Annotated in this window: 19 protein-coding genes; 3 read left to right on the top strand and 16 right to left on the bottom strand. The window is 39.3% G+C overall.

Going from position 1 to position 25322, the window contains the following annotated elements:
- Window positions 1-2: 2 nt before the first annotated feature.
- Window positions 3-2216, bottom strand: a complete 2214-nt coding sequence (locus tag HCU67_RS12145; protein WP_168552880.1) for a bifunctional alpha,alpha-trehalose-phosphate synthase (UDP-forming)/trehalose-phosphatase — start codon at window positions 2214-2216, stop codon at window positions 3-5.
- A 97-nt stretch (window positions 2217-2313) separates the two neighbouring features.
- Here HCU67_RS12145 and HCU67_RS12140 point away from each other — a divergent pair, with 97 nt between their 5' ends.
- The gene (locus HCU67_RS12140; protein WP_168552879.1) at window positions 2314-4113 is read left to right on the top strand and encodes a glycoside hydrolase family 15 protein; all 1800 of its coding nucleotides are present in this window, start codon (window positions 2314-2316) and stop codon (window positions 4111-4113) included.
- Between the two features lie 4 nt (window positions 4114-4117).
- Here the strand turns inward: HCU67_RS12140 and HCU67_RS12135 are convergent, their stop codons facing one another.
- The 13 genes from HCU67_RS12135 to HCU67_RS12075 all read right to left on the bottom strand — a co-directional run bounded on the left by HCU67_RS12135 (window position 4118) and on the right by HCU67_RS12075 (window position 21639).
- A complete protein-coding gene (locus HCU67_RS12135; RefSeq protein WP_168552878.1) occupies window positions 4118-6094 on the bottom strand; it encodes a leucine-rich repeat domain-containing protein in 1977 nt (658 codons plus the stop codon).
- Between the two features lie 19 nt (window positions 6095-6113).
- Window positions 6114-6977 carry a hypothetical protein gene (locus HCU67_RS12130; RefSeq protein WP_168552877.1) on the bottom strand — a complete coding sequence of 288 codons (864 nt, stop codon included), beginning with the start codon at window positions 6975-6977 and terminating at the stop codon, window positions 6114-6116.
- A 17-nt stretch (window positions 6978-6994) separates the two neighbouring features.
- A complete protein-coding gene (locus HCU67_RS12125; RefSeq protein ID WP_168552876.1) occupies window positions 6995-7414 on the bottom strand; it encodes a hypothetical protein in 420 nt (139 codons plus the stop codon).
- Window positions 7415-7467: 53 nt separating this feature from the next.
- Window positions 7468-9243, bottom strand: a complete 1776-nt coding sequence (locus HCU67_RS12120; RefSeq protein ID WP_168552875.1) for a leucine-rich repeat domain-containing protein — start codon at window positions 9241-9243, stop codon at window positions 7468-7470.
- Between the two features lie 107 nt (window positions 9244-9350).
- Entirely contained in the window at window positions 9351-9986 is a 636-nt protein-coding gene (locus HCU67_RS12115; protein ID WP_168552874.1) for a response regulator, read from the bottom strand.
- On the bottom strand, window positions 9983-11929 hold the full coding sequence (locus tag HCU67_RS12110) for an ATP-binding protein (RefSeq protein ID WP_168552873.1): 1947 nt from the start codon (window positions 11927-11929) through the stop codon (window positions 9983-9985). The genes HCU67_RS12115 and HCU67_RS12110 overlap by 4 nt, the downstream gene beginning before the upstream one ends.
- 101 nt (window positions 11930-12030) lie before the next feature.
- Window positions 12031-13458, bottom strand: a complete 1428-nt coding sequence (locus HCU67_RS12105) for a pyridoxal phosphate-dependent decarboxylase family protein (protein WP_168552872.1) — start codon at window positions 13456-13458, stop codon at window positions 12031-12033.
- A gap of 87 nt (window positions 13459-13545) precedes the next feature.
- Window positions 13546-15357: an acyl-CoA dehydrogenase family protein gene (locus HCU67_RS12100; RefSeq protein WP_168552871.1), complete on the bottom strand. Its 1812-nt coding sequence runs from the start codon at window positions 15355-15357 to the stop codon at window positions 13546-13548.
- Window positions 15358-15376: 19 nt separating this feature from the next.
- Window positions 15377-16567, bottom strand: coding sequence for an acetyl-CoA C-acyltransferase (locus HCU67_RS12095; RefSeq protein ID WP_168552870.1), 1191 nt, complete (start codon window positions 16565-16567; stop codon window positions 15377-15379).
- 43 nt (window positions 16568-16610) lie between these two features.
- Complete coding sequence (locus HCU67_RS12090; protein WP_168552869.1) at window positions 16611-19016, bottom strand: 3-hydroxyacyl-CoA dehydrogenase/enoyl-CoA hydratase family protein; 2406 nt, start codon at window positions 19014-19016, stop codon at window positions 16611-16613.
- A 15-nt stretch (window positions 19017-19031) separates the two neighbouring features.
- A complete protein-coding gene (locus HCU67_RS12085) occupies window positions 19032-19481 on the bottom strand; it encodes a MarR family winged helix-turn-helix transcriptional regulator (protein ID WP_168552868.1) in 450 nt (149 codons plus the stop codon).
- Between the two features lie 103 nt (window positions 19482-19584).
- The gene (locus tag HCU67_RS12080; protein ID WP_168552867.1) at window positions 19585-19839 is read right to left on the bottom strand and encodes a hypothetical protein; all 255 of its coding nucleotides are present in this window, start codon (window positions 19837-19839) and stop codon (window positions 19585-19587) included.
- Window positions 19840-19869: 30 nt separating this feature from the next.
- Window positions 19870-21639, bottom strand: coding sequence for an AMP-dependent synthetase/ligase (locus HCU67_RS12075; protein WP_168552866.1), 1770 nt, complete (start codon window positions 21637-21639; stop codon window positions 19870-19872).
- Between the two features lie 201 nt (window positions 21640-21840).
- On the opposite strand from HCU67_RS12075, the gene HCU67_RS12070 reads away from it, so the two are divergent.
- The gene (locus HCU67_RS12070; RefSeq protein WP_246865773.1) at window positions 21841-23070 is read left to right on the top strand and encodes a cytochrome-c peroxidase; all 1230 of its coding nucleotides are present in this window, start codon (window positions 21841-21843) and stop codon (window positions 23068-23070) included.
- Here the strand turns inward: HCU67_RS12070 and HCU67_RS12065 are convergent.
- The gene (locus HCU67_RS12065) at window positions 23067-23519 is read right to left on the bottom strand and encodes a GNAT family N-acetyltransferase (protein ID WP_168552865.1); all 453 of its coding nucleotides are present in this window, start codon (window positions 23517-23519) and stop codon (window positions 23067-23069) included. The two genes, HCU67_RS12070 and HCU67_RS12065, sit on opposite strands and share 4 nt — an antisense overlap.
- 73 nt (window positions 23520-23592) lie before the next feature.
- Between HCU67_RS12065 and HCU67_RS12060 the strand changes: the two genes are divergently transcribed.
- Window positions 23593-24636 (top strand): SMP-30/gluconolactonase/LRE family protein, encoded by a 1044-nt coding sequence (locus HCU67_RS12060; protein WP_168552864.1) that lies wholly within the window; start codon window positions 23593-23595, stop codon window positions 24634-24636.
- Between the two features lie 15 nt (window positions 24637-24651).
- Here the strand turns inward: HCU67_RS12060 and HCU67_RS12055 are convergent, their stop codons facing one another.
- A complete protein-coding gene (locus HCU67_RS12055) occupies window positions 24652-25296 on the bottom strand; it encodes a DinB family protein (protein ID WP_168552863.1) in 645 nt (214 codons plus the stop codon).
- Between the last annotated feature and the right edge of the window lie 26 nt (window positions 25297-25322).

The raw sequence follows: 25322 nt of genomic DNA, 5'->3' as shown, positions 1-25322 counted from the left end.
ATTTATATGTCAGTAAAATTTTTTAAAAGTTCTCGAACTTTCTTAGTGCCCTCAATGTGATATTTAGCGCTTGTCTTTTTTAAACCAACCTTAACGGTTATCGCCGAATCAGGTAGTTCTTGAAACATGAATTCATCGGTCCAGTCATCACCAATTGCGAAAACAAATTTATAGTCGTCTTCCCCAGTAATGCGCACTGATGCGCGTCCTTTATTTACATTACTACTTTTAACCTCCATCACCTTATTACCATTGAGAACGCTAATGTCATCGTTGCCGATAAGACTTGTGAGAACCGTATTCAATTCCGTGGCTCGTTTCTCACCAAAGTCGGGGTCGGTATTTCGATAATGCCAAGCAAGGGAGTAATTTTTCTCCTCAATAAAGGAACCTGGTGTTCGATCTACAAATGAATCAAGAACTGGTCTAACCTTTTCCATCCATTCTCCCTTAACTTGTTCCATCATAGAGAATTCCTCACCATTTCGCGAAATCCAAACGCCATGTTCCACGATCATATTGTATTTCTTGTGTAGAAACCATCTTGAAAAGGTGTCTTTGTCACGACCACTTATAAGAAAAAGGGTTGTCCCTTCTTGGTTGTTCAACTTATCCAATAACTCGTACAATTCCTCATCCGGCGATGCCTTTTGGGGGTCTTTGTGAAAACCGGCCAAGGTACCGTCATAATCCAGAAACAGTAGTCTTTTGTTTGCTGAACGATATTTTTCCAAAATGTTCTCGAGGATAGGTTTGGTCAATTTTTGGGAAACGAAAGTCGCCAGTGAACCTTCTTTTTGTGCCAATAGTGCCTGCATAAATTCGTTAGCCCAAATCTCTACGGTATAACGCTTTAATCGATTTTGTAAGAACATATTACGGGCCATTTGCTGTTCTTTGGGCATTTCTATAGCTTTCTTAAGGGTGTCAGCCTGTTGTTCAAAATTATTTGGATTAATGAGCAGGGCTTCATTCATCTCGTATGCAGAACCGGCCATTTCACTCAGGATTAAAACTCCCGTCTTATCTGTTCGTGTAGCGATGTATTCTTTTGCAACCAAATTCATACCGTCACGAAGTGGTGTCAACCAGGCAATGTCACTTGAGGTATATAGATCAATTAGGTTTTCAAATGGCAGTGAACGATAGAAATACCATATGGGTGTCCAATTCACAGTTGAAAGTTCCCCATTGATTCGACCTACCAATTCATCAATTTCTTTTTTCAACAATTGGTATTGCGGTACATTAGAACGTGAAGGCACGGCAAGTATAATGAGCCTTACCTTTTCTTTAAACTGGGGATATTTATTTAGAAAATATTCAAAGGCATTGATACGCTTGGCAATTCCCTTACTGTAATCAAGCCGGTCAATTGATATAATCAGTTTAGTGTCGGGGGCAGATTTTTTATGTTCGTCCAATTTTTTCTGAAAATCTGACTTTTCTGCTTCAGAGTTGGCAGCATTTTCCTTCGCTGCATTTTCAAACTTTTGATAGTCAATTCCCATGGGAAAAGAATCCACCTTTATAACACGATTTTCAAGATAAATATCATTGAAGCTAACGTCGAGGTTTAACAAACGACGAACCGAACTGAGAAAATGCCTTTCGTAATCATAGGTGTGAAACCCAATCAAGTCAGAACCCAGAAGTCCTTCCAGCACTTCCTCACGCCAAGGCATGGTCCTGAATATCTCGTAAGAAGGAAAAGGTATATGTAAAAAGAAACCAATATTGGCATTTGGCCAAACCTCGCGAATCATTTGTGGAACTAACATTAGCTGGTAATCGTGCACCCAGATGGTGTCTTCTTCATTGGCATTGGCCAATATCGCATCGGCAAATTTTTGATTTACAGATTTGTACGATTCCCAAAACTTGAGTTCAAACTCAGTGTACTCCAAGAAATAATGGTAGAGAGGCCAGATGGTTCTATTACTGAAACCAAAATAATATCCCTCAATTTCACTGATATTTAAATTGACTTTTGCGCAATTCAATTTAGCTAAAGCCTTGTCAATTTCCGGCTCCATTTCTTCGGGGGTATCTTCTTCCATGAGACCTGTCCAACCAATCCAAAGGCCATCACCATCCCTATGAACTGACTTCAAGCCAGTTGCCAAACCACCAACACTAGGCTCTGCTGTTAATTTTCCTTCACTTATTTTTAATTGTACTGGGAGCCTATTGGAAATAATTATAGTTTTACTCATAAATGGTTTTTAGGTAAGTGATGTAATAAAATTTGATTTTTTCGGTTTATAAGAAGGAAAAATCTTACAATAATAGACAGTTAATTAGTGACCTACTATGGATAATCTAAATTACGGAATAATAGGAAATTGCCGAAGTTCAGCCTTAATTTCTGACAAGGGTTCTTTGGATTGGTGTTGCCTACCACAATTCGATTCGCCATCGGCTTTTGCAAAACTTTTAGATGATAAAAAAGGCGGAAGCTTTGAGTTTATTGTCGATGATACTTACGCAATTTCACAGGAATATGAAGATCGCACAAATATTCTGATTACCACTTTTAATAATGGGGTCGATGCTTTCGAGGTTCACGATTTTATGCCCAGATATCACAAGAAAGGCCAAGAATATCATAATCCACCAGAAATCGTCCGGTATTTAAAACATAAATTCGGTAGGCCCTCCTTTCGGGTTAGATACAACCCTAAATTGGAATACGCTTACGGCGAAACCACTTCATTTACCAAAAAGAACTTCATTGTTAGTTTAACCGATAGTGAGAAGTACGATACCATCTTTTTATATACATCATTTGACCAAGAAAAAGTCTTGAATGGTGACGAACTCTTTTTAGGTTTGGATGGCTACTTTTTAATTTCTTATAATGAGAAATTATTGGCGCCAACTCTTCAAAAAACCTATTTAGAGCTAGAGCGTACCAAGGTCTATTGGTTGGATTGGTCGGAACGAACGCCCAGCTATAAGAAATTTGACAAGCAAATTTTGCGTAGTGCCTTGACCTTAAAAATGCTCACCTATCAAAAAACAGGTGCCGTTTTAGCTGCTGCAACAACTTCACTACCAGAAACGATTGGTGAAGTTCGTAATTGGGACTATCGTTTCTGTTGGATCCGTGATGCCTCTATGGTAATCAAAGTAATGTCAGAATTGGGTCATAAGAATTCTGCAAAAAGGTATTTGCAGTTTATAATTGACTTAATGCCGAAGAAAGATGAGAAGTTGCAAATCATGTATGGCATTAACAAAGAGAAAAAATTAACTGAAATTACATTAGAACATCTTGATGGTTATCATGGTTCAAAACCAGTAAGAGTAGGTAATGCCGCTTACCAGCAGACGCAAAATGATATTTATGGAATCTTAATGGATGTCATATATGAGCAACTGGCCAAATTCGGTTCCGATATTGAAAATAGCGAGGAACTATGGGGAATTACAAAGGGTATTGTTTGGATTGTTGCCAAACACTGGCAAGAACCCGATAAAGGAATTTGGGAATTCCGAGAAGAAGATAGGCACTTTACCTTTTCAAAGATTCTATGCTGGGTGGCTATCGACAGGGCCATTAAAGTTGCCAAAATATTTAAGAAGACCAGAAAGCTTAACGAATGGAAAGAGCTTGAAGAACAAATTCGATTAGACATTCATGAAAATGCTTGGAATGAAGATGTACAGGCCTTTACGCAATCATACGGGTCTTATTATTTAGATGCCTCTGTATTGTTGATGGAGTCTTATGGATTCATTGACGCCAAAGACCCAAAATTTATGAGTACAGTGCATGCTATTGATAAAGATTTGAACAACAACGGTTTGTTGTATCGCTATAAAAATGAAGACGACTTTGGTTTGCCGTCTTCATCATTTACAATTTGCACCTTCTGGTTTATCAATGCCCTATTCAAAATTGGGGAACATGATAAAGCCGAAGAAATGTTCGAGCAGGTATTGAGTTATAGTAACCACCTTGGCCTGTTTAGTGAAGACATTCACTTTGAGACCAAACGGTTGTTGGGTAACTTCCCGCAGGCATATTCGCATTTGGCCTTGATTGAATGTGCTATTAATTTCTCAAGAAAACAGAGCGAGGAGAAGATTTTGGAGTCTATTTCATAATTTTTTAATCATCACACCTGTCATTTCCTATTTCTTCAAGAAGACAATCACTTTTAGAACCCTTTTTCGACGATATAGTTTCTGACCAACTCCTTGTGCTTACAAAGATTCCCGAATCACAGATTTCAGGGGGTACAGGCACAAAAGAACCTAAACTCTCCACCCCGATATTTTCTAAAGATGGATGAAGAGCTAGTTCCAATGGGATTGAGGAAATGGTTCCAGCCAAGGCAAAGACTTTTATCTTGGAGTGACGTTCTAAGAATGTTGTGGGTAGATTGGATATTTCAGGGAAAACATAATAATCATTATTGCATGTATGGATTATCCTTACAAATTCTAATGTTTCTGGTGCATTTATTTGGTTTGGAAACCCAACCAACGGATTTCCTTCAATTGAAATAGACTGGAGTTTTGATAGTTCTGAAAATCTTGCAGGAAGACCTGTTAAGCCAAGTTCTTTCAAATCAATACTAATGATATTGCCTTCATTGTCGAATACCGCATTACCTCCTATATCTCCGTCTGAAACGGTATTAACTATAGTAACTGCCCTATTCATTCTTGTAAAGACTAAAGATCTATCAGAAAAGTCTTGAATTTCACGGAAAATTTGCGCCTGATCTTCTTCACATTCGTTAAGTACACCGCCCTCGACATTAAAGCAAAGATCTATGCGCGCATCTTTATAAAACCATTGCCCTAGGCCAACACCAAGGTTTAAGGTATTGCCTATTAACCCTATACGACCCAATATTCTGGTAAAACGGTCTAAACTATCTGTGTACGAGCTACCTGAACCTTCAACGAATGCAAGACAGTTTTCTGCTAAGGTTAAAGAAATTCCAATTACTTCTCCAACGATATTCATGCAAACACCAAACATATCTGCGGCTGTTATGCCCGGTTCAAGATTTGATAGATTACCGTAACCCTCCACCACCTCTGGGATAATACCTAAAAGACATTGTGCAAAATTGCTGATTTGCAAACCATTTTCAATCAATTCATCCCAAGGTATTATCTCGAGTAGAATCGTATACGCCCAAGAAGCTAAATTCTCCCGTAGGGCATTTAACGCTTCTTCATCATTTTGGAGTGATTCAAAATCTTTCGGGCAACCGGTTCTTACCCTTAATTCGTAGATACCATCACTCTGAAATGTAAATGATTCTTCAACGTCATTTAATGCTATTGGTAAATCAGTAAAACCAATGGCACTTGAACCTTGAGATAAAATCGAACCTAAATTGGTAGGAACAAAGTTTACACCTCCCAGTATTTTATCTAACCCTATTTTGTTACCATCTTTATATAATCCAACTACTGTAGCAAAACTAAATCCAGGGTTGACTAAAGTAACTTGGTTATTAATGGTCCTATACTCAAGTGGAGGATTATCACTGAGGCTTCTTGCTATTTTGTTGCTAATTTGCTCATCAGAAAAAAGGCTTGCTAAGAGTTGATGGTACAAGTTAGTAAACTCAGGGTTCGATTCTTCGATGGGTAGGCTACCATTTTCAAGCCTAGTTTGCATATAGTTACTTAAAACAACAAATGAAGGTTTTTCTAGAATGATAGGAATTAATTCTTTTTTCATGTCTATTGGAAAACTAAATAGTGACATTGAACCCATGACAAGTGATAAAAGGGTCGAATTGCAATCAATTGTAGTGCCTTCACTGCCAGGGCCATGGTATCCCATAAGAACAATTTGTTCGTTGGTGCTCACAAAGGAAGTGTAATAAGTGACCTGAGGCGATTTTATTGAAGCTGTCCCGGAGTCTAAGTTTATAGATTGGAAAGGAGTTGCAATGCTTAGCTCATTGAATTGAAAGCTCGAATTATTTGGCAAATCAATAGTAACTTCAAAACGTTCAACTTGATTTGATGTCGAATCATTTTCATTTTCTTTATATTCTTCTTTGGAACATCCTAAAATTCCGATAAGGACGAAAAAACATATATATTTAAGTTTCATAACATTCTAAATTTATTGGTTAAAAACAGTCAACTTCACCACGGTAGTAACGTCCGCCATTCAAATAGACACCGTCGTCATAGGTGCATTTAAGACTTTCGTACTCACCGTCATTATAGTTGAGTTGTAGATAGATATCCCCATTATCTTCAAGGATTTCATAAGTGCCATGTCCTTTGGCATTTTGGTGCATGGGGTCCCAGTTCGGGTCGGGAAAGTTCAAATAGCTGCCTCCATAAAAAGTAAACAGTCCATTTGAGCATAGGTTGAGTACCCGTTTTCGCTCATATCCGCCACCGCCAGGCGTATTTGAATAATAGCTCTCCATGTACGTCAGTTTGTAACCGACCAACTCGGCCTTTGCTTCTTCTAAATATGGTGAGGACAATACTACATTCGGATTCGCTTTTTTAAAAGCTACTGATGAAGCAACAAGTTTTGCCAATTCATTGGTTCGTTTGGTATATCTGGTTTCGTTTACCAATGAAAAAACTGCTATTCCCCTACCATGCGCATTAATTAAAGCAATCACTTTACCTTTTACGTTTTGCCCGTCCAACATTCCGCTATACATTCCTTCGACTTGATTTTCTCCAACCATTTGCAAGGGTCCCGAAGGTCGTAGGTTTACAGCTCCATCTTGCAGGCCTAAATTCATTTTATTCAACAACTCTTCTTGGTTTTTTTCAGGATGGAACATTAGAATCAATAGCCCCGCTTCTTTTGACGAGCTCATTACAAAAATGTCTTCGGTCTCTTGGCCAATCCAATTATGGGGTATGGTAAACGAAATACCATATTGTTGGTAGTCTACTTGGCCTGTAAATTGAGAAATACTGTTTAAAGTCGTCAATATGAATAATACATTTAATAACTTTTTCATTTTAGTAGCATTTACAATTACTCCAGCTCAAAATCGAGTTTCGCTTCAATGTTGGATAGAATGGTCTGGGTATAATTCCCTTTAGCAGCCAGATTCAGTTTTAAGCGTCTTTTACTGTAAACCCGCACAGTTACTTTTTCAACATTATCGATTAAAACCACGCGAACCAATTCTCCCCAACTAAAAGCAGAAGTCTTCGCTTTGCCAATGATCATATAGGTGGTATCATCTATTTTTTCAGAAGATTCAATGATTAGGCCCGATTCAGTAACAGATTGTCTGGCGTATTTTACGAGGTCTTTATAAGGTGCCTGATAGGTTCTCGATTCACCTGAGTGTAATGGTGCACTACGAATTTTGTTGATCCCGTTTTGTTGGGCCAAACCCATGTTTATACTTAAGATTAGAAACAGACTGAATAGAATTGTATTTTTCATTGTATTGAATTTTGTGTCAGCAAAAACTGACTGGTTAATATTTTAAGGGTTAATTATTGCTTGCATTGCCCAGCGGCAATCATTTTGATAGTAGGATTGAATCCGTTATTGACTATTATCGCTTCTTTTTGATTTTCTAAATGTTCTCGGGCAACGTTTTGTAGGGTACAATAATCAATAAGTCCATTGCCTTGAAAACTTAATTCGCCTCCAACCTGGCTTAGAGAAGTGAAACCATCTAGGGTTTTCAATGCAGGGTTAGAAGTGAGTTTTAGGTCTTCATTAATCTGTTCTAATTGGGGAAAACGGAGTATATCAAGCTTCGAATTTTCAGCAAGTTTGAGATTTTTTAGTGAAGTTAAATTCTCAAATGAAATTTCGATCAAATCACTGTTCTGATCAACGGTAAGATTTTCAATTCCTTCCAGGTGTTTAAAAAACTCTAGTGATTTGAAATTGGTATTTCCAATAGAAAGATTTGTAACCGAATTAAGATTCGCAAAAGCTTCAAAATCAATTAAGTTTCGAATACCATTCAGTCTTAAATGTCGCATCCTATCAATTCCAGAAAACCCTTCAAAGGTTTGAACAGCACTAACGGATTCAAAAATGACCTCACTATTTTCGCCGTTCAGTTGATCAAATCCAGATACTGTTTCTAAATTATTATTTGCGATTATGGCGATTCTTGGAACTGATTTTAATTGATTGAAGCCAGATAGCTCCTTTAGGTTAGTGTTTTGGAAAATACTCAGTTCCTCCCCAACTTGAACTAGATTATCAAAGACATTGACTTCTTGCAAGTTTGGATTTGATTCAATGCTTAGTTGATAGGCTATATCACTTATATTTTGCAAACCATCCAAACTTACCAAACGCTGATTGTCCTCAACCGAAATTGCGTCTGCTGATTCTAATTGACCTAAGGAAGCTATAGTCAACAAATTGGCATTGTCATTGATAATTAGTTCACCTCCAAGCGAAACAACATTCTCCAATCCTTCAAGGTTTTGAAGTCGGTTATTTCCAATGATTTCAAGATTTAACTGTAGAGAACCAACCCCTTCTAGGCCGATTAAGCTTTCTAACCTTTCATTAGATAGTATAGATACCTGCTCATTTATTCCTCTAACAGATGAAAGTTCTGATATACTGGTTAATAGGGAATTTCCTTCTATTGAAAGTAATCCCCCAATTTCAATCAGGTTCTGTAAACCATCCAAATTAGTCAAAGAGGTATATTGAATGGCTAGGAGTCCAGTGATACGATTGAGATTCGTAAGATTGGTAATATCTACCAATTCTTTAATTTCTAGAGCACCATTGATTTTGGTAAAACCTTCGTTTATAAAAGTTTCAATATCAGATTGTTCGCTAAAATTTAAAGAACCCTCAAACACTTTTTCATAGATTGTAAAGCCCGATAATTCAGAAGTGCTTTCAGTTTCGTCAGCATCTTTCGATACAATTTCCCAGAAATACTCTATCCCTGTGTCAAGACGGTCTATTACCAAGCTGTCAACTTCAATACTCTCGCCAACCTGTTCTAGATTTGTTGGGTCAGTTCCTAAAAAAACGTCATAGGTAAGATCATCTTCATCCGAATCCCTACCTTCCCACTTGAGTACAACATCTAAGAATTGATTTACGGTCTCTCCATTCAAAGGGGCAATTAGGATGGCTTTTTCTGGAGCGTTATTATCTTCATCATCAACCTGATCTATGATTTCTTCCTCAGGTTCTTCTTGAACGATTAAAGGCTCCATATTCTCTTCCTTGGCACAGCTTAGTGCCATAAAAAGGGCGAAAAGCAATACTGATTTTTTCATTTTTGATAGGTTTTAAATACTCCTGCAAGGTCAGTATTGCGCAACCTCAAAAAATCAGTTGAATAGTGTATTTCAGTGAATTAGGGTAAACCCTAGGTTTTTGGAAATTAGGATATAAGACCGGCATTCATTGCTGCCTTGATAAGACCTGCCGTATTTTTTACCCCAAATTTGGAAAGCAGATTGGTGCGGTGACTTTCGACCGTTTTAATACTTACAAAAAGTTTATTGGCAATCTCTGCATTGGTAAATTCTTCAGAGATATGCTGTAGTATTTCTTTTTCGCGACGCGTGAGTTTGGGAATGGAGCCTTTCGGTTTTGGGGTACCCAAAGAGTCTTGCAATAAGATGGTTTCAATTGCTCGAGGTAAGTATTGATTGCCTTTATCAACCAATCTGATGGTCTCGGCCAATTCGTTCTTATTGGTATTTTTTAGCAAATAACTTTTAGCACCATTGCGCAACATATTCTTGATAAAACCTGACTCGTTGTAATTGGAAACTGCAATTATCTTCATTTCAGGATAGGACTTGGACCATTCCGAACAGAGTTCTATGCCATTTGCCGTTTTTAGGTTGATATCCAACAACAGCACATTTGGTTGCTCGGTTTTCAGGTCTTCTTCACATAATACGGGATTGGACCAACTACCAGCTACTTCTATGTCATTGAATTCTGACAGCATCGTGGCCAAACCTTCTAAAATCATTTGGTGGTCATCAAGAATACCCACGGTTATCATGCGAAACTGGATTTAGGAAGGGTGATGGTAAAGGTGCTTCCTTCACCAGAGGACTCAATTTTCAAATCTCCTTTTAAGAAGGCCACGCGTGAGGCAATGTTTTGAAGGCCAATTCCACTCTTTGAAATTTTGGTATCAAACCCTTTTCCATTGTCTTCAATCACCAATTCTGTAAAGTCAGCGGTATGGTTTAGTTGTACCAATGTTTCGGTGGCTTCTGCATGCTTAACAATATTGTTCAGTAATTCTTGAACGATACGGTAAATAGCAGTCTCTTGTTCAACAGAAAAGCTGGGCTGTTCACCAAACGTCTGAAAGTCGATTGTTACCTTATTTGCCAATTGAATTTTACCCAAATGTTGGGTTATGGCCTCATTTAAGTTAAAGTTTTGAAGGGAGGGTGGTGCCAAATTATGGGATATACGACGTACTTGGTCAATGGCATTGTCAAGCATTCCCAAAGTATTCTCAACAGTCTCTGATTCACTCTTATTTAGTTTCTTACGATTTAATGAATCTACCTTAAACTTGATTACGGATAAATCGCCATTGATACCGTCATGCAAGTCCTGCGCCAAACGCACCCGTTCTTTCTCTTCACCAGAAACCAATGATTCCAACCGAATGATTTCTTGTTGGTTCTTGAGATTGGTGATTTCTTGTTCTTTTCGTTTTTGGCGCTCTTTGTTCAACCAAAAACTTACCGTCAATAAGATTGCTAATACGCCACCTAATCCGCCCCATAGCGCTAATTGGCGTTGTTTTTTGGCTAAGGTTAATTCTTGTTCTTTAATGGTAACTTCTTGCTCAGCTATTTCCCTTTCCTTCTTTTCGGCTTCATACTTTTTCTCAGCATTGACTAATACTTCTCTTTTTTCTTTCATATAAAAAGAGTCTTTCAAAGCATGATATGAGTTTAATAATTCGTAAGACCTATTGAAATTTTGAAGAGCTGCTTCAGTTCTGGACCAGTCCTTTAAGAATTCGACCCCTAAGGAAGGTATCGGGTTTTTTTTGTATAAACTGTCAAAGGATTTAAAATTCTTGTTTGCTCGATAATAGTTCTTTTGTAACAATTCATTTCTTCCTAGTAGACCATAACTTTCTATCAAAAAATAATTATTGTTGATTTCTTTTGCCAATTGGTTGGCCATTTCAAAGTCCTTTCTGGCCTTATTAAATTCTTTTTGCTCTGAGTTAAAGTAACCCCAAAGAACGTTGACCAAATAACAACTTTGAATATTGTTTGTTGCTTGACATAATGAATCGGCCTCCTTTAAATATTTCTTCGCTTTTGAGAATTCCTCTTCTTTTAAGTAAAATTCTGCTAGATTAACCATGGCAGCTCCCAGTACCATTGTGTTATTCGATTTTTTACTTGTTGAATAAGCTTTGTTCAGGTAATTAAGGGCTTCATCGCGTAAACCCGCATTGAGATAAGAATATGCAAGATTAAAGTATAGTCTGCTGACTTCGTTATAATTGTTCTCAACATAATTTATTGCTAATAGATTATACTCAATTTCCTTTTCCATATTGGTTGAATTCCCATAAATCAATGCAAGATTGGAATAAATGCTAGCCATGGATATGGAATCGGGATTTGTCTGGAATATGCTTAAGGACTCCTTAAAATAGTATTCGGCCGAATCCAAATTGGAATTATAATATAGCGCTAAGCCGTAATTGTTGTAAGCTTTAGCCAAAAAGGCATTTTCGTTTAAACGTGATGCCTTAGTTGTTTTTTTTGAATAGAAAAGAAATGAATCCAAATTAATCGTTTGGTACCATTCAGAAACGGATAATAACGCATCAACTTCTTCTTTTCCCGGCAACCCTTTATTTAAAAGTTGCTTTACACTGTCAATTTCCCGCTGTTGAGAATTAGCAATGTCCACCATTGATATTAAAAGCACCACAAAAAGTAGTTGTCTTGTTATCACACTTGGAATATTGGGTTGTTTTTCAAAAGTATGGTTCTTAAAAGATACACTTTTGAGGGTTAATGGCTAAAATGAAATTCAGGGTTTACCCTAGGCTTTTCTTAAACGGTAGTTTTCACAGCTACGATTTTTTCCAATAAATCGCTGAGGTGACTTTTTGTAGTAAAGGCGTTCATCAAGGTTGTACGTAAATAAAGCACTCCCCGGAGTTTAGTTTGCACCAGATAAAATTCACCATCTTCCAACAACAATTGTCGGATTCGGGCATTCAAATCGTTCAATTCCTCATTGGATTTAGAATCCTCAATAACCCTAAAACACAGAATATTCGATTGGGGCCATGTGGCCAATTCAAAACTTGGATGTTCCTGAACCATTTCAGCAAATTCTTGGGCCAAATCGTACTGCCGGGTCACAAATTCATCAAAAATAGCCTCACCATAAAATTTCAGTAATACGTACCAGTGTAGACTCATCATGGTTTTGGTGCATTCAAAGGTCTTTTTACCGCTTTGGTACCATTGGTCCTCCGCCGTATCATTTAGTAGATAATCCGCTTTTTGACTAAAGGTATGTTGGGCATGCCTTTTGTCCTTAAATAGCAGCGCAGTGGTTATGGTTGGCATGAGCATCATTTTATGGCCGTCAATCACCACTGAGTCAGCTTTATCGATACCCGTGACCAAATGCTTGTATTTTTTCGAATAAATCGCAGCTCCGCCATGGGCGCCATCAACATGAAACCAAATCTGTTTTGATTCAGCGAACTGGGCAATGGCATGTAAATTATCATAAGCACCGGTTGCCGTAGAAGGGGCAGAGCCTATAATAGCAAAGATTTCAATGCCTTTGGCCTTGGCCTGCTGAAAGCAGGTATTCAACAAATCGGTATTCAAGCTGTAGTCTTCCCCCGCAGGGACTTTTATAATACCCTGCTCTCCCAATCCCATTATTCTCGCTGCACGGTCAACACAATAATGGGCCTCCTCGCATACCATGATTCCCAATTGCCCTTTATGCCCTTCGTTCCAAACATCGTGTTTAACGATGGCTTTGCGAGCGGAAAGCAAGGCGGTGAGATTGGCCAATGTACCTCCTGAAGTGAGAAAACCTCCCGAATTTGAACCATAACCAATTTTGGCGCAAACTTTGTCCGTAACAATGCGTTCGATAGCCGATGGTGACATGCCCATCTCATATACAGCCATGCCATTGTTCAATATGGAACTGACCATGGAAGTCAATGCGGTAATAGGTGAGGGGGCAGCCACTTGGTGACCTACATATTTCGGGTGATGTGTATGGGTAGTCCGTTTTAATATTTCGGAGATGAACTCATCGTTTCTTCCATTTTCTAGAAAGTCCAGCCAAAACTTAAGCTCTTTTTCAGGGGTATTCCATCTAATGGTCTTTTCATTCTTGCCATTTGTGGTATTCGAAATATGATTGGCAAGTTCTTTTACAACTTCGGTGCTTAATTCTTCAAATGCTACCTCAGAGTAGAGTTTTTTGATTAAATCATTCTCCATCTGCTAAAAGTAAATGCTCCTAAAAAAGGAAACAAAAAAAACCGCCCCAAAATGGGGCGGTCTCCAACTTCAATGAAGTTATTTGAATTAGTCAAAAGTATACCCGTTGTCAGCTGCAACTTTTTCCGCAATTTGAGTTCGGAGTGCAACAACATTAGGATAGTTCGTGTATTTGGTAAAGCGTTTTAAGCCCATCAACATCATTTTTTGCTCATCACCTTCGGCAAATGAGATGATAGCTTCACGGCCCTTGCTATTTATCAATTCCACAGCGTTGAACAGATACAACTTAGCCATGGCAATCTGTGTTGTTTGGGAAGCTGCTCCAAATCGTTTTACGTTTTTCTCTGTTCTTAAAATCGTAGACTCTGCCATGTATATCTCAATTAAGATATCTGAGGCAGCGGTCAACAATTGTTGATGGCTTTCCAAATCGGCACCAAATTTCTGTGCAGCTGAACCAGCGACCATTAAAAATACTTTCTTCAATCTAGCGATAAGGTCCTTTTCTTCAGAAAACAATTCAGAGAAATCCATACTGCCAAAAGAAGGAACACCCATCAATTCATCAGCAACAGCTTTCGCAGGATTCAACAAATCAACATGACCTTTCATTGCTTTTTTAACCAACATACCAACAGCCAACATTCTATTGATTTCGTTCGTACCCTCGTAAATACGAGCAATTCTAGCGTCTCTCCAAGCTGATTCCATTGGCGTTTCTTCTGAGAAGCCCATACCACCAAAGATTTGGATTCCTTCATCGGAACAATTTTGAATATCTTCAGAAACCGCTACTTTAAGAATTGAGCATTCAACGGCATATTCTTCCACACCTTTGAGCTCTGCTTCTTGATGTGTATTTCCGTTTGCAATCCTAGCTTCGATTCTATCCTCTATATTTTTGGCTGCTCTATATGAGGCGGAAACCCCGGCATAACAATTTGTTGCCATTTCGGCAATCTTTGATTTGATTGCGCCAAAGTTGATAATTGGAGTCTTGAACTGACGACGCTCATTGGCATAATTGATAGCCGTATCGATTACCCTTCTTTGGGAATCCAAACAAGCAGCCGCTAGTTTAATACGCCCAACGTTTAAGGCGTTCATTGCAATCTTGAATCCATTTCCACGCTCAGAAAGCATGTTTTCAACCGGAACTTTGGTGTCATTGAAGAAAACTTGTCTTGTTGAAGAAGCACGAATACCTAATTTGTGCTCTTCCTCACCTAAGGTGATTCCATTTTCTGGGTCATTTTCTACAATGAAACCTGTAATATTCTTATCATCTTCAATTCGAGCGAAAACGATGAAAAGCTTACAGAACCCTGCATTTGAAATCCACATTTTCTGCCCATTGATTTTATAATGGGTTCCATCTTCAGATAGGGTAGCAGTGGTTTTTCCTGAATTGGCATCACTACCTGCACCAGGCTCCGTCAAACAATAGGCGCCAAACCATTCACCAGAGGCTAATTGTGGCACGTATTTTTTCTTCTGCTCTTCAGAACCATAAAGGGTAATCGGCATTGTACCGATACCAGTATGTGCTCCAAAAGCAGTTGAGAATGAACCAGAACCACTTGAAATAAATTCACAGACCAACATGGTAGAAACAAATCCCATATTCAGGCCACCGTATTCCTCAGGTACCGAAACGCTTAAGAATCCAAGTTCTCCAGCTTTTCTCATGCACTCTTCAGTGTAGCCGTAATCTTTGGACTCAAATCGATTTCTATGGGCAACAATCTCTCGGTCATTAAATTCCTTCACCGATTCGCGCATCATTTGCTGCTCCTCAGAAAAATCTTCTGGTGTAAAAACATCCTCACAGTCAGTTTCCTTAACGATGAACTGCCCACCACGTAATATTTCTTTATTTAAAGTATCTGTACTCATTGCAATTATTTTGTTTCTATTAATTTAAAAATTCAAAGACTCCAGCTGCACCTTGGCCAGTACCCACACACATGGTTACCAAACCGTGTTTTCCTTTCATATTTCGTTTTCTCATCTCATCAAATAGTTGAACTGAAAGCTTGGCTCCTGTACATCCTAGTGGGTGCCCAAGTGCAATGGCTCCTCCATTCGGATTTACGATTTCAGGATTTAATCCCAATTCTCGTATCACCGCAAGGGATTGCGAAGCAAAGGCTTCGTTCAATTCAATCAGTTCAATAGCGTCTTGTGAAAGTCCAGCTTGTGCCAAGGCTTTTGGCACCGCCTTAACGGGGCCGATACCCATTATTCTTGGCTCTACACCTGCAGCGGCATAACTGACCAAACGAGCTTCTGGTTCAAGGTTAAGTTCTTTGACCATCTCTTCGCTCATGACCATCACAAATGCAGCTCCATCACTGGTTTGAGATGAGTTACCTGCAGTAACAGTACCATTAGCGGCGAATACCGGACGCAATTTGGCCAAGGCCTCGATTGATGTTCCTGCCCTAGGACCTTCATCTTTACTGACCGTAAACTTTTTGGTGGCTTTTTTACCACTTGCATCCACGTAGGTTTCCTCAACTTCAATAGGAACAATTTGCTCTTGGAACCTATCCTCTGCAAGGGCCTTTAAGGCTTTCATATGCGAATGATAGGAGAATTCATCTTGATCTTCTCTTGAGACCTTGAATTCTTTGGCAACCGCTTCTGCAGTATTACCCATACCCCAGTAGTAATCTTCGTGACCAGAATTCACCAAATCGTAGTTCAATTCTGATTTGTAACCGGTCATTGGTACGGAACTCATACTTTCAACACCACCAGCGATAATACAATCGGCCATACCTGCTTGAATTTTAGCAGAGGCAATTCCAATGGTTTCCAGTCCTGAAGAACAAAAACGATTAACTGTAACACCGGGCACATCAACGATATTCAATCCCATAAGTGAAATCAATCGCGCCATATTAAGTCCTTGTGATCCTTCTGGCATTGCATTACCAACGATTACATCATCAATTCTTGATTTGTCGAAATCTGGTAATTGCGCAACCAAATGTTCAATTGTCTCAGCAGCCAATTCGTCCGCTCTCTTAAAACGGAAGCCACCTCTTTTTGATTTACCTACAGCAGTTCTGTAGCCTTTAACTATATATGCAGTTTTCATTTTATTAGCTTTTGGCTATAAGCCCATGGCTTACAGCGAAATATTAATTTCTTAAAGGTTTTCCGGTCTTGAGCATATGTTCGATACGCTCCAGTGTTTTACGTTCTCCGCAAAGCGATAGGAAAGCTTCGCGTTCGATGTCCAATAAGTATTGTTCACTTACATAGCTTGGTTCTGATAAATCACCACCGGCCATGACATACGCCAATTTATTGGCAATCTTTTTATCGTGTTCACTGATATAGTTACTGGCTTCCATTGAATCCGTACCAACCAAGAACATACCTAAAGCTTGTTTACCAAGAACCTTAACGTCACGTCGCGCTGGTGGTTGGGTATACCCTTGTTCCGCCATCAACTTCGCGTAGGCTTTGGCCGTTGCAATTTGTCGGTCTTTATTGACAACAATTACGTCTTTTCCTTTTTGAAGGATTCCCAAATCAAAGGCTTCATAAGCTGAAGTCGAAACTTTGGCCATACCAATGGTCAAGAAATATTCTTGAAGGATGTTAAGCTCCACGTCACCTGGCCTAAAAGAATCAGATGCCCTCATGGCCATCTCTTTAGAACCACCACCGCCTGGGATGACACCAACACCAAATTCAACCAAACCGATGTAGCTTTCAGCAGCTGCTACAACTTTATCAGCATGCATGGTGATTTCACAACCGCCACCTAAAGACATACCGTGGGGCGCAGCAACTGTCGGTATTGACGAATAACGCAAACGCATTACCGTATCTTGGAACATCTTAATGGCCATGTTCAACTCGTCATACTCTTGCTCAACGGCCATCATGAAAATCATGCCAATGTTTGCGCCAACAGAGAAATTGGCAGCTTGATTACCGACCACTAAACCTTGAAAGTCTTTTTCAGCAATATCAATGGCCTTGTTCAAACCAGTAATGACATCGGCACCAATGGTGTTCATTTTAGATTGGAATTCGACATTTAAAATGCCATCTCCAAGGTCTTCTACAACAACTCCAGCATTTTTGAATACTTCATTCGATTTGCGAATGTTATCCAAGATGATAAAGGAATCCTGCCCTGGAATTTTTTCCATTTTCTTGGATGGAATATCGTAGTAGTAACTGGCACCATCCTTCACAGTGTAGAAAGATTCAATACCAGCTGCCTTCATATCCATTACCCAATCAGCAACCTTAAGCCCTTCAGCTTCAACAAATTCAATCCCTTTATCAAGACCTACTGCATCCCAAATTTGGAATGGACCATGTTCCCAGCCGAAACCAGCACAGGTCGCATCATCAATTTTGAACAATTCATCCGTGATTTCAGGTATTCTGAGTGAAGCATAGGAAAACAATGCACCAAAACTTTTTCTAAAGAATTCACCAGCCTTATCTTTTCCATCACTCAATACGGAGAATCTGTCCGCAACATTGTCAATTGATTTGGTCAATTCAAGTGTTGCGAATTTGGCGCTCTTTTTAGAACGGTACTCCAAAGTGTCCAAATCAAGGGAAAGTATTTCCTTTTTTCCTTCGGCATTTACCGATTTCTTGTAGAACCCCTGGCCTGTTTTACTGCCCAACCACTTGTTTTCCATCATGGTATTGATGAATTCCGGCATTTTAAAGACATCGCGACGCTCATCATCTTTACAGTTCTCGTAAAGTCCGTTACCTACATGTACCAAAGTGTCCAAACCAACGACATCAACCGTTCTGAATGTGGCCGATTTTGGTCTACCAATTAGTGGACCGGTTAATTTATCAACCTCTTCAATGGTCATGCCCAATTCTTTCATGGCGTGGAACAGCGAGAAAATCCCGAATGTTCCAATCCTGTTTCCAATAAAGGCAGGGGTGTCTTTGGCAACAACAGAAGTCTTGCCTAAGTATTGCTCACCGTAACCGTTCAAGAAATCCAATACGGACTGATCCGTTTTTGGACCAGGAATGATTTCAAAGAGTTTTAAATAGCGAGCAGGGTTAAAGAAGTGTGTTCCGCAGAAGTGTTTCTGAAAATCATCACTACGCCCTTCACTCATAAACTTGATGGGAATACCCGAGGTATTTGAAGTAATCAAAGTTCCTGGGGTACGGTGTTTTTCAAGGTTTTCAAAAACTTGTTTTTTGATATCCAACCGTTCCACCACTACTTCGATAATCCAGTCGACGTTTTTCACTTTGGCAATGTCATCTTCAAGATTTCCTGTGCTGATGCGCTTAGCAAAGTTCTTATGATAAATAGGGGAGGGCTTTGATCTTAAAGCCTTAGTCAGTGCTTCGTTCACCAAACGATTTCGAACCACTTTGTCATTTAAAGAAAGGCCCTTAGCCTTTTCCTTATCATTTAGTTCCCTAGGAACGATATCCAGTAATAATACTTCGACCCCAATATTGGCGAAGTGGCATGCAATACCACTACCCATTATACCAGAACCGATTACGGCAACTTTGTTGATATGCCTTTTCATGTTAAGTTTTGAGTTTTATTCAGTTGTTGTTTTCGTGTAAATTTTCTTGTCTTGAATAAGTTTGTTGATGACTTCAACGGTTCTATAAAATCCGTCAAGATTATCATCATTCAATTGTTCCCTGACCGCATCATTGAACTGCATGACCACCTCTTTTGAGTCTTTGCGTTTTTCAACACCTAAGGCAGTCAAATGGATTAGAACACCGCGGCCGTCATTGGGGTTTGGTCTTCTTTCGATATAACCACGACTTTCTAAAGTGTTTAAAATTCTAGAAAGACTAGTAGCTTCCATTCCCATTCTTGGGCCCAAGGCCGTACTAGGGGTACCTTTTTTAGAGTCGATGCTCAACAAGGTGAAGCCTATGGCCATGGTCAGTCCATAGTTTTTGGCTTCTTCATTGTACAATTTTGTCACGGCCTGCCAGGTTGCACGCAAGGCCCAGTCGATTGTCAAATCCCTCATAGAACAAATTTCGATGCCAAATATAGAAAAAATTTATTATGCATGCATAATAAATTCGTTAAGCTGTAGCACCGAAAATATTCTTGATTCAAGGAAACCGAACTTACTTCAGTCCCCTTCGCTCAATCTCTTTTTTGAAGTTTTTGTAGTTTAAAAAAACAGGCAGAAGTGTTACTGGGCCAACGATAAAGGGTACTGCTGTCGCAAATTGAAAGTTCCCTTTTTCAACGCTATAGAGTAGGGTACCTACGTAGAAAGCAAGGAGTGCAATCCAAATAATTCCCAAGGCAATCAATACCGTTTTCAGGCCCTTGGTGGTTTTGACCAATTTTTCATCGTCGTACTTTTCAAAGCCCATCTTACTGCAATTAAATGTAGAATTAATGCATTATCGACCGTAGATGTCGTTGTACAAATCCATGTACATTTCTTTTATGATTTTACGGCGCAACTTCATGGTTGGAGTCATATGGCCATCATCAACACTCCAAACATCCGGTGTCAATCGAAACTGTTTCACCTTTTCCCATTTTGCAAAGTCTGAATTGGCATCATCCACCTCTTCTTGAAGTTTCGCAATGACCTTATCATTCACAACTACATCAGAATTCTGACCGATGGTAATGTTGTTTTCCTCACACCAGGTTTGCAGGTACTCAAAATTAGGTTGAATAAGGGCAGCAGGCATTTTTTCTCCTTCTCCCACAACCATAATCTGTTCAATGAATCGGGATTGTTTAAATCGATTTTCCAGCAACTGTGGAGCCACATACTTACCTCCCGAAGTTTTGAACATTTCTTTTTTACGGTCCGTGATTTTTAATATTCCGTTGGCGTCTATTTCGCCAATATCCCCGGTATGGAAATAACCATCTTTGATAACTTCGGCGGTTTTATCTGGGTCTTTGTAGTATCCTTGCATGACGTTTGGTCCTTTACAAAGAATCTCACCGTCATCGGCAATTTTAACTTCCACACCTTCAATAGGTCTACCCACACTGCCAATTTTCCAGCCACCACCTTCTTGTTGGTTCACTGAGATTACAGGAGAAGTTTCGGTAAGGCCGTAGCCTTCCATTACGGGCATTCCCGCAGCACCAAACACACGTCCGAGCCTAGGTTGTAGCGCAGCACTACCAGAGACCAACATTTCTATCTCACCGCCAAGGGCATCTTTCCATTTACTGAAAATCAGTTTTCTGGCAAGCCCTAATTTCTTTTCGTAAAACCAGCCATTTTTTCCATAAGGCTCGAACTTAAGCCCAAGGTCTACAGCCCAGAAGAAGAGTTTCCTTTTAATACCTTCCAATTCTTCCCCTTTACTGACAATGGCATCGTAAACTTTCTCCAACAATCGTGGAACAACTGTCATCACATTTGGATGTACTTCCTTGGCATTTTCAGATATTTTGTCCAATCCTTCTGCAAAATAGATTTGAATTCCGCAGTATTGGTATAAATACAGTATCATGCGTTCAAAAATGTGACACACAGGAAGAAAACTTAGGGCAGAAGAACCACCCTGTAGGGGTACCCTTTTTTCACTTGCCAGTACATTTGAGACAATATTGTTATGCGATAACATGACCCCTTTTGGACGCCCTGTTGTTCCTGAAGTATAAATGAAGGTCGCCAAATCATCTGGTTTGATTTCTGCCTTTCTTTCCTCTACCTCATTCTGATTTGATTCATCCTTACCCTTATCCAGAACTTCACTCCAATGATTGCAATTTTTTAATTCATCAAAAGAAAAGACATCTTCTAGTTTTTTAGTATTTCCACTAACTGCAAGTACTTTTTTCAATACATCTTCACAGGATACAAAACAGTACTTAGCTTCTGAATGGTTCAGTACGTACTGATAATCTTCTTCTGAAATGGTAGGATATATGGGTACTGTCGTGGCACCAATTTGAAGTGCACCGATATCCATTATGTTCCACTCCGTTCGGTTCGTCATCGAAATGATGGCGATTTTATCTCCTTTTTTAACACCCATTCGCAATAGTCCACGACTTATTGCATTGGCCTTGGCCAAATAGTCTTTGGTTGAGGTAGCTTCCCATTTGCCATTTTTCTTGGTGACCAAAGCTTTGTCAAGATTATATTTTTCTAATTGGTAATACGGGAAATCGAAGAGTCGGGTTACTTGAGTCATATTAAGTTTCTGTAAGGAAATTGCAAAATAGGGAAAGAAAACTGTTTTATAAAATGGATTTAATGATTGAACTGCAATTTTTTTGAGGGATTAATAATTGGAGTTTTGGACACAAGTTATTAGGGTAAACAGCATCTTAATTGTTATAAACTAAAACACATATGCACACAATTACTTTAAAATCCTTTAAATCAAATATTTATGAAAGTAAGCGTTGTGCCTTTTTTCCTTCTAGTATCTTTTTTGTTGATTTCTTGTTCTTCAGACGAGTCCGATGAACTTGAAATTTTATTTACCGATGAAGATTCGGATACTGAGGGAAACAATCCCCAAGACAACGGTAATGGCGAAATGATTGGAGATTTCCTTGCAACTGATTATTCCATACTTAATGAATCCCTCAGTCTAGACGAAAATCTTGAGCAATATGTTGTAAACCTTCCAAATTACTTTTTGGATAATCAGCTTCAAGATGAAGATAATAGCCCTAACAATAATCCTGTTTCAAACATTGGGGCTACCCTGGGTCGCGTTTTGTTTTATGACGAACGGTTATCGGCAAATAACACGATTTCTTGTGCTTCTTGCCATTTGCAGGCAAACGGTTTTTCAGACCCTGGGCAGTTTAGCATTGGCTTTGAAGGAGGACTCACTGGTAGAAACTCAATGGGACTAGCAAATGCAAGATTTTATGAAAACGGCACTTTCTTTTGGGATGAACGTGCTGCATCCTTAGAGGAACAGGTTTTGTTACCCATTCAAGATGAAATTGAAATGGGACTGACCCTTGATGAAATGGAGCAAAAGCTTCAAGCCGAGGAGTATTACCAGGTCTTATTTCGAATGGTTTACGGTGATGAAGAGGTGACCGCAAGCCGTGTTTCATTAGCATTAGCCCAGTTTGTCAGGTCTATGGTATCTTACCAATCACGTTATGATGAAGGACTTGCCCAAGTAAATGATGAAGAAGATAATTTTCCGAATTTCTCGACCTCTGAAAACCGTGGGAAGCAGTTATTTTTTAGTAACCAGACCCGATGTTCGGATTGCCACCATACCAACGCATTTGTTGGAGATGCAGCGCGCAACAATGGGCTTGATGCCTTATTGGTTGATTTGGGAGTCGCAGGTGTTACCGGCAACAATAATGATAGAGGGGAGTTCAAGGTAAATTCTTTACGCAATATTGCATTGACGGCACCCTATATGCATGATGGGCGATTCGCAACGTTAATGGATGTGGTGGAACATTACAATAGTGGTGTTCAAAACAGCCCTGATTTAGATAATCGACTTCGTAACAATAATAATATGGTTCGTCGATTAAATCTAAGCGATGCTGACAAACAGGCTTTGGTTGACTTTATGGAGACCTTAACGGACAATAGCTTTATCAATGATCCGAAATTCTCAGACCCGTTTATCAACTAGAATTTGAGTTTCATGCCTTCATGTGAAGCTTTAAAACCCAAGCTTTCATAAAACCGAAGGGCATCCGGTCTTTTTTTGTCCGTGGTCAATTGCACCAAATGGGCGCCTCTTTCCTTAGAACGATTGATGGCCCATTCGAACAATACTTTACCAAGCCCTTTGCCTCGTTGGCTTTCGTGTATGCGAACCTGTTCAATTTGTGCACGTATACCACCTTGATAGGTTAGATATTGTATAAATGAAAGTTGTAAGGTGCCGATGACCATTTCTGATTCGTCTTCCATGACGACCAGTTCTTGGTATGGGTCGGTGTTTATGCTTTCAAAAGCTTTGAGATAGGCGTTGGGTAATGGGTTTCGAAACTCTTCACGTTGACTACCCAATTTATCATTCGCCAGCATCTCTACAATGGCCGCTACATCGTTTTTGTTTGCAGGTCTAATTTTCATATGCCTGAAGGTAGCTAAAAGAACGAATCCAAGAAAATTCAAATACCTTTAGAAAAATCCAAACCAACTAATAATGAGAAAGAGGTTTATAGTTCTTTTGGCGATAGTTCTAGTACTGGGATTATACATCCTGTATATTTTTAACTCCACCGGCTATTTTAGAAAGATTGAAAACAAGATGCAGGGTTCAATTCTAAAAGAAATCCCAATTGCTGGGGTGGAGGATATCACTGTAGATGAGGATGACAATTTTGCCATTTTTATTTCCTACGATCGGGCTGCAGAGCGTGATGGTAATCCTAAGCGGGGCGGTATTTACACTATGGACCTTGGTGATGAAAACCTTGCAGTAACTGCATTGTCAGAACAAATGGATTTGGATTTATTACCTCACGGTATTAGTCTATTTCAAGTAGATAGTACAAAACACAAGTTGTTTGTGGCCAATCATGCCGATGGGGAAAGTGTTGAGGTCTTTGATTTGTTTCATACCGATAGTTTGGTTCATGTAAAGACAATTAAAGATGAAATGATTTATGCCATAAACGATTTGGTAGCGGTATCAGAAAACGAATTTTATTTCACCAACGACCATTATTACGAAAACACACTAGGGAGGCTGGCAGAGAATTATTTGGGCTTGGCAAAATGCGAGACTGTTTACTTTGACGGGTCTGATTATACGGTTGTGGATAATTCGCTGGCCTATGCGAACGGAATAAACTACGATGCAAATCGAAATTTACTATTTGTCGCCTCTCCAAGGGGATTTAAAATCATAGTATTCAGCAGATTAGAAGATGGCAAGTTAGACTATTTGGACACCATTGATACGGGTACAGGAGTTGATAATCTTGAATTTGACAAAGACGGAAATATTTGGTCGGGTTCACATCCAAATCTTTTGGCCTTTACCGCATATGCAAAGGGAAAATTACCTAATGCGCCCTCAGAAATTGTTAAGATTGACTACCGTGGTCAAGGTGATTATTCTGTAGAAACGACCTTTTTAGATGATGGTGCTAAGGTTTCTGCCACCTCTGTAGCAGCTCCTTACAAGGACTTAATCCTTGTCGGTAATGTTATGGATGACCATTTTTTGATTCTGAAAAATTAATTTTGGTTACCACATTTAAACAATCCGACTTTTTAAGAATTTGAACACCCCATTGTGATTCGATTCATGTTCGCAAACATGAAACCATTTACAGTAGTTGTTCGTCGGACCCCATGGAAATTCGCCATCCACCGAGAACAACCAATCATCATCCCTTTTCTTGAATTCTGACAGGGTGTTTTCACGAATAGTGGTCATTTCTTCGAGGTAGTAATCCAATGGTTTTCCTTTGATTTCGGCCCTGCCTCGGTCACCGAGCATAGAGGCTGCACCAAACTTTATTAAATCTGCTTCAGGAAAGTCCCCCCATTTTTTATTGTCAAACGTATTGATTTGATAAAAACGTTCAGTAGCGGCCAAATGCATTAACATTGCCCCAATTGTATTGGCATTGTCATCGATTAAATAGTCAAGGTCAGAAATGCTCATTCCTCGAACCGGACTAAGCATAACTTCCCGCATCCAGTTCATCATTGAAACCAAGGTTCCAATATTTGGAGAAAATCCCTCCCTCGGGCCGATAATATTCATGTTCTCAAAAGTTGGTAAAGCACTGGCAATCGGTAATGAAGAAGCCCCCATGAGTGGTGCCGAAACTGCTCCCATGGCCAATAGTGAACTGTTCTGAATAAATTTTCTTCGGTTGAGCGGTGTTTTCATTTGTTCTCGTTTTACCTTAAAGGTAA

The organism is Croceivirga thetidis, from assembly GCF_012272815.1.
In the GTDB taxonomy this organism is placed as follows: domain Bacteria; phylum Bacteroidota; class Bacteroidia; order Flavobacteriales; family Flavobacteriaceae; genus Croceivirga; species Croceivirga thetidis.
Note: the sequence above shows the minus strand (reverse complement) of the source record. Positions and strands in the feature narration are given on the sequence as shown.

Bases quoted from the DNA above. Each gene is read 5' to 3' on its own strand.
- HCU67_RS12145 (WP_168552880.1), bottom strand. From the start codon at position 2,216: ATGAGTAAAACTATAATTATTTCCAATAGGCTCCCAGTACAATTAAAA.
- HCU67_RS12075 (WP_168552866.1), bottom strand. From the start codon at position 21,639: ATGACTCAAGTAACCCGACTCTTCGATTTCCCGTATTACCAATTAGAA.
- HCU67_RS12125 (WP_168552876.1), bottom strand. From the start codon at position 7,414: ATGAAAAATACAATTCTATTCAGTCTGTTTCTAATCTTAAGTATAAAC.
- HCU67_RS12090 (WP_168552869.1), bottom strand. From the start codon at position 19,016: ATGAAAAGGCATATCAACAAAGTTGCCGTAATCGGTTCTGGTATAATG.
- HCU67_RS12095 (WP_168552870.1), bottom strand. From the start codon at position 16,567: ATGAAAACTGCATATATAGTTAAAGGCTACAGAACTGCTGTAGGTAAA.
- HCU67_RS12140 (WP_168552879.1), top strand. From the start codon at position 2,314: ATGGATAATCTAAATTACGGAATAATAGGAAATTGCCGAAGTTCAGCC.
- HCU67_RS12065 (WP_168552865.1), bottom strand. From the start codon at position 23,519: ATGAAAATTAGACCTGCAAACAAAAACGATGTAGCGGCCATTGTAGAG.
- HCU67_RS12115 (WP_168552874.1), bottom strand. From the start codon at position 9,986: ATGATAACCGTGGGTATTCTTGATGACCACCAAATGATTTTAGAAGGT.
- HCU67_RS12055 (WP_168552863.1), bottom strand. From the start codon at position 25,296: ATGAAAACACCGCTCAACCGAAGAAAATTTATTCAGAACAGTTCACTA.
- HCU67_RS12060 (WP_168552864.1), top strand. From the start codon at position 23,593: ATGAGAAAGAGGTTTATAGTTCTTTTGGCGATAGTTCTAGTACTGGGA.
- HCU67_RS12100 (WP_168552871.1), bottom strand. From the start codon at position 15,357: ATGAGTACAGATACTTTAAATAAAGAAATATTACGTGGTGGGCAGTTC.
- HCU67_RS12130 (WP_168552877.1), bottom strand. From the start codon at position 6,977: ATGAAAAAGTTATTAAATGTATTATTCATATTGACGACTTTAAACAGT.
- HCU67_RS12120 (WP_168552875.1), bottom strand. From the start codon at position 9,243: ATGAAAAAATCAGTATTGCTTTTCGCCCTTTTTATGGCACTAAGCTGT.
- HCU67_RS12135 (WP_168552878.1), bottom strand. From the start codon at position 6,094: ATGAAACTTAAATATATATGTTTTTTCGTCCTTATCGGAATTTTAGGA.
- HCU67_RS12070 (WP_246865773.1), top strand. From the start codon at position 21,841: ATGAAAGTAAGCGTTGTGCCTTTTTTCCTTCTAGTATCTTTTTTGTTG.
- HCU67_RS12085 (WP_168552868.1), bottom strand. From the start codon at position 19,481: ATGAGGGATTTGACAATCGACTGGGCCTTGCGTGCAACCTGGCAGGCC.
- HCU67_RS12105 (WP_168552872.1), bottom strand. From the start codon at position 13,458: ATGGAGAATGATTTAATCAAAAAACTCTACTCTGAGGTAGCATTTGAA.
- HCU67_RS12080 (WP_168552867.1), bottom strand. From the start codon at position 19,839: ATGGGCTTTGAAAAGTACGACGATGAAAAATTGGTCAAAACCACCAAG.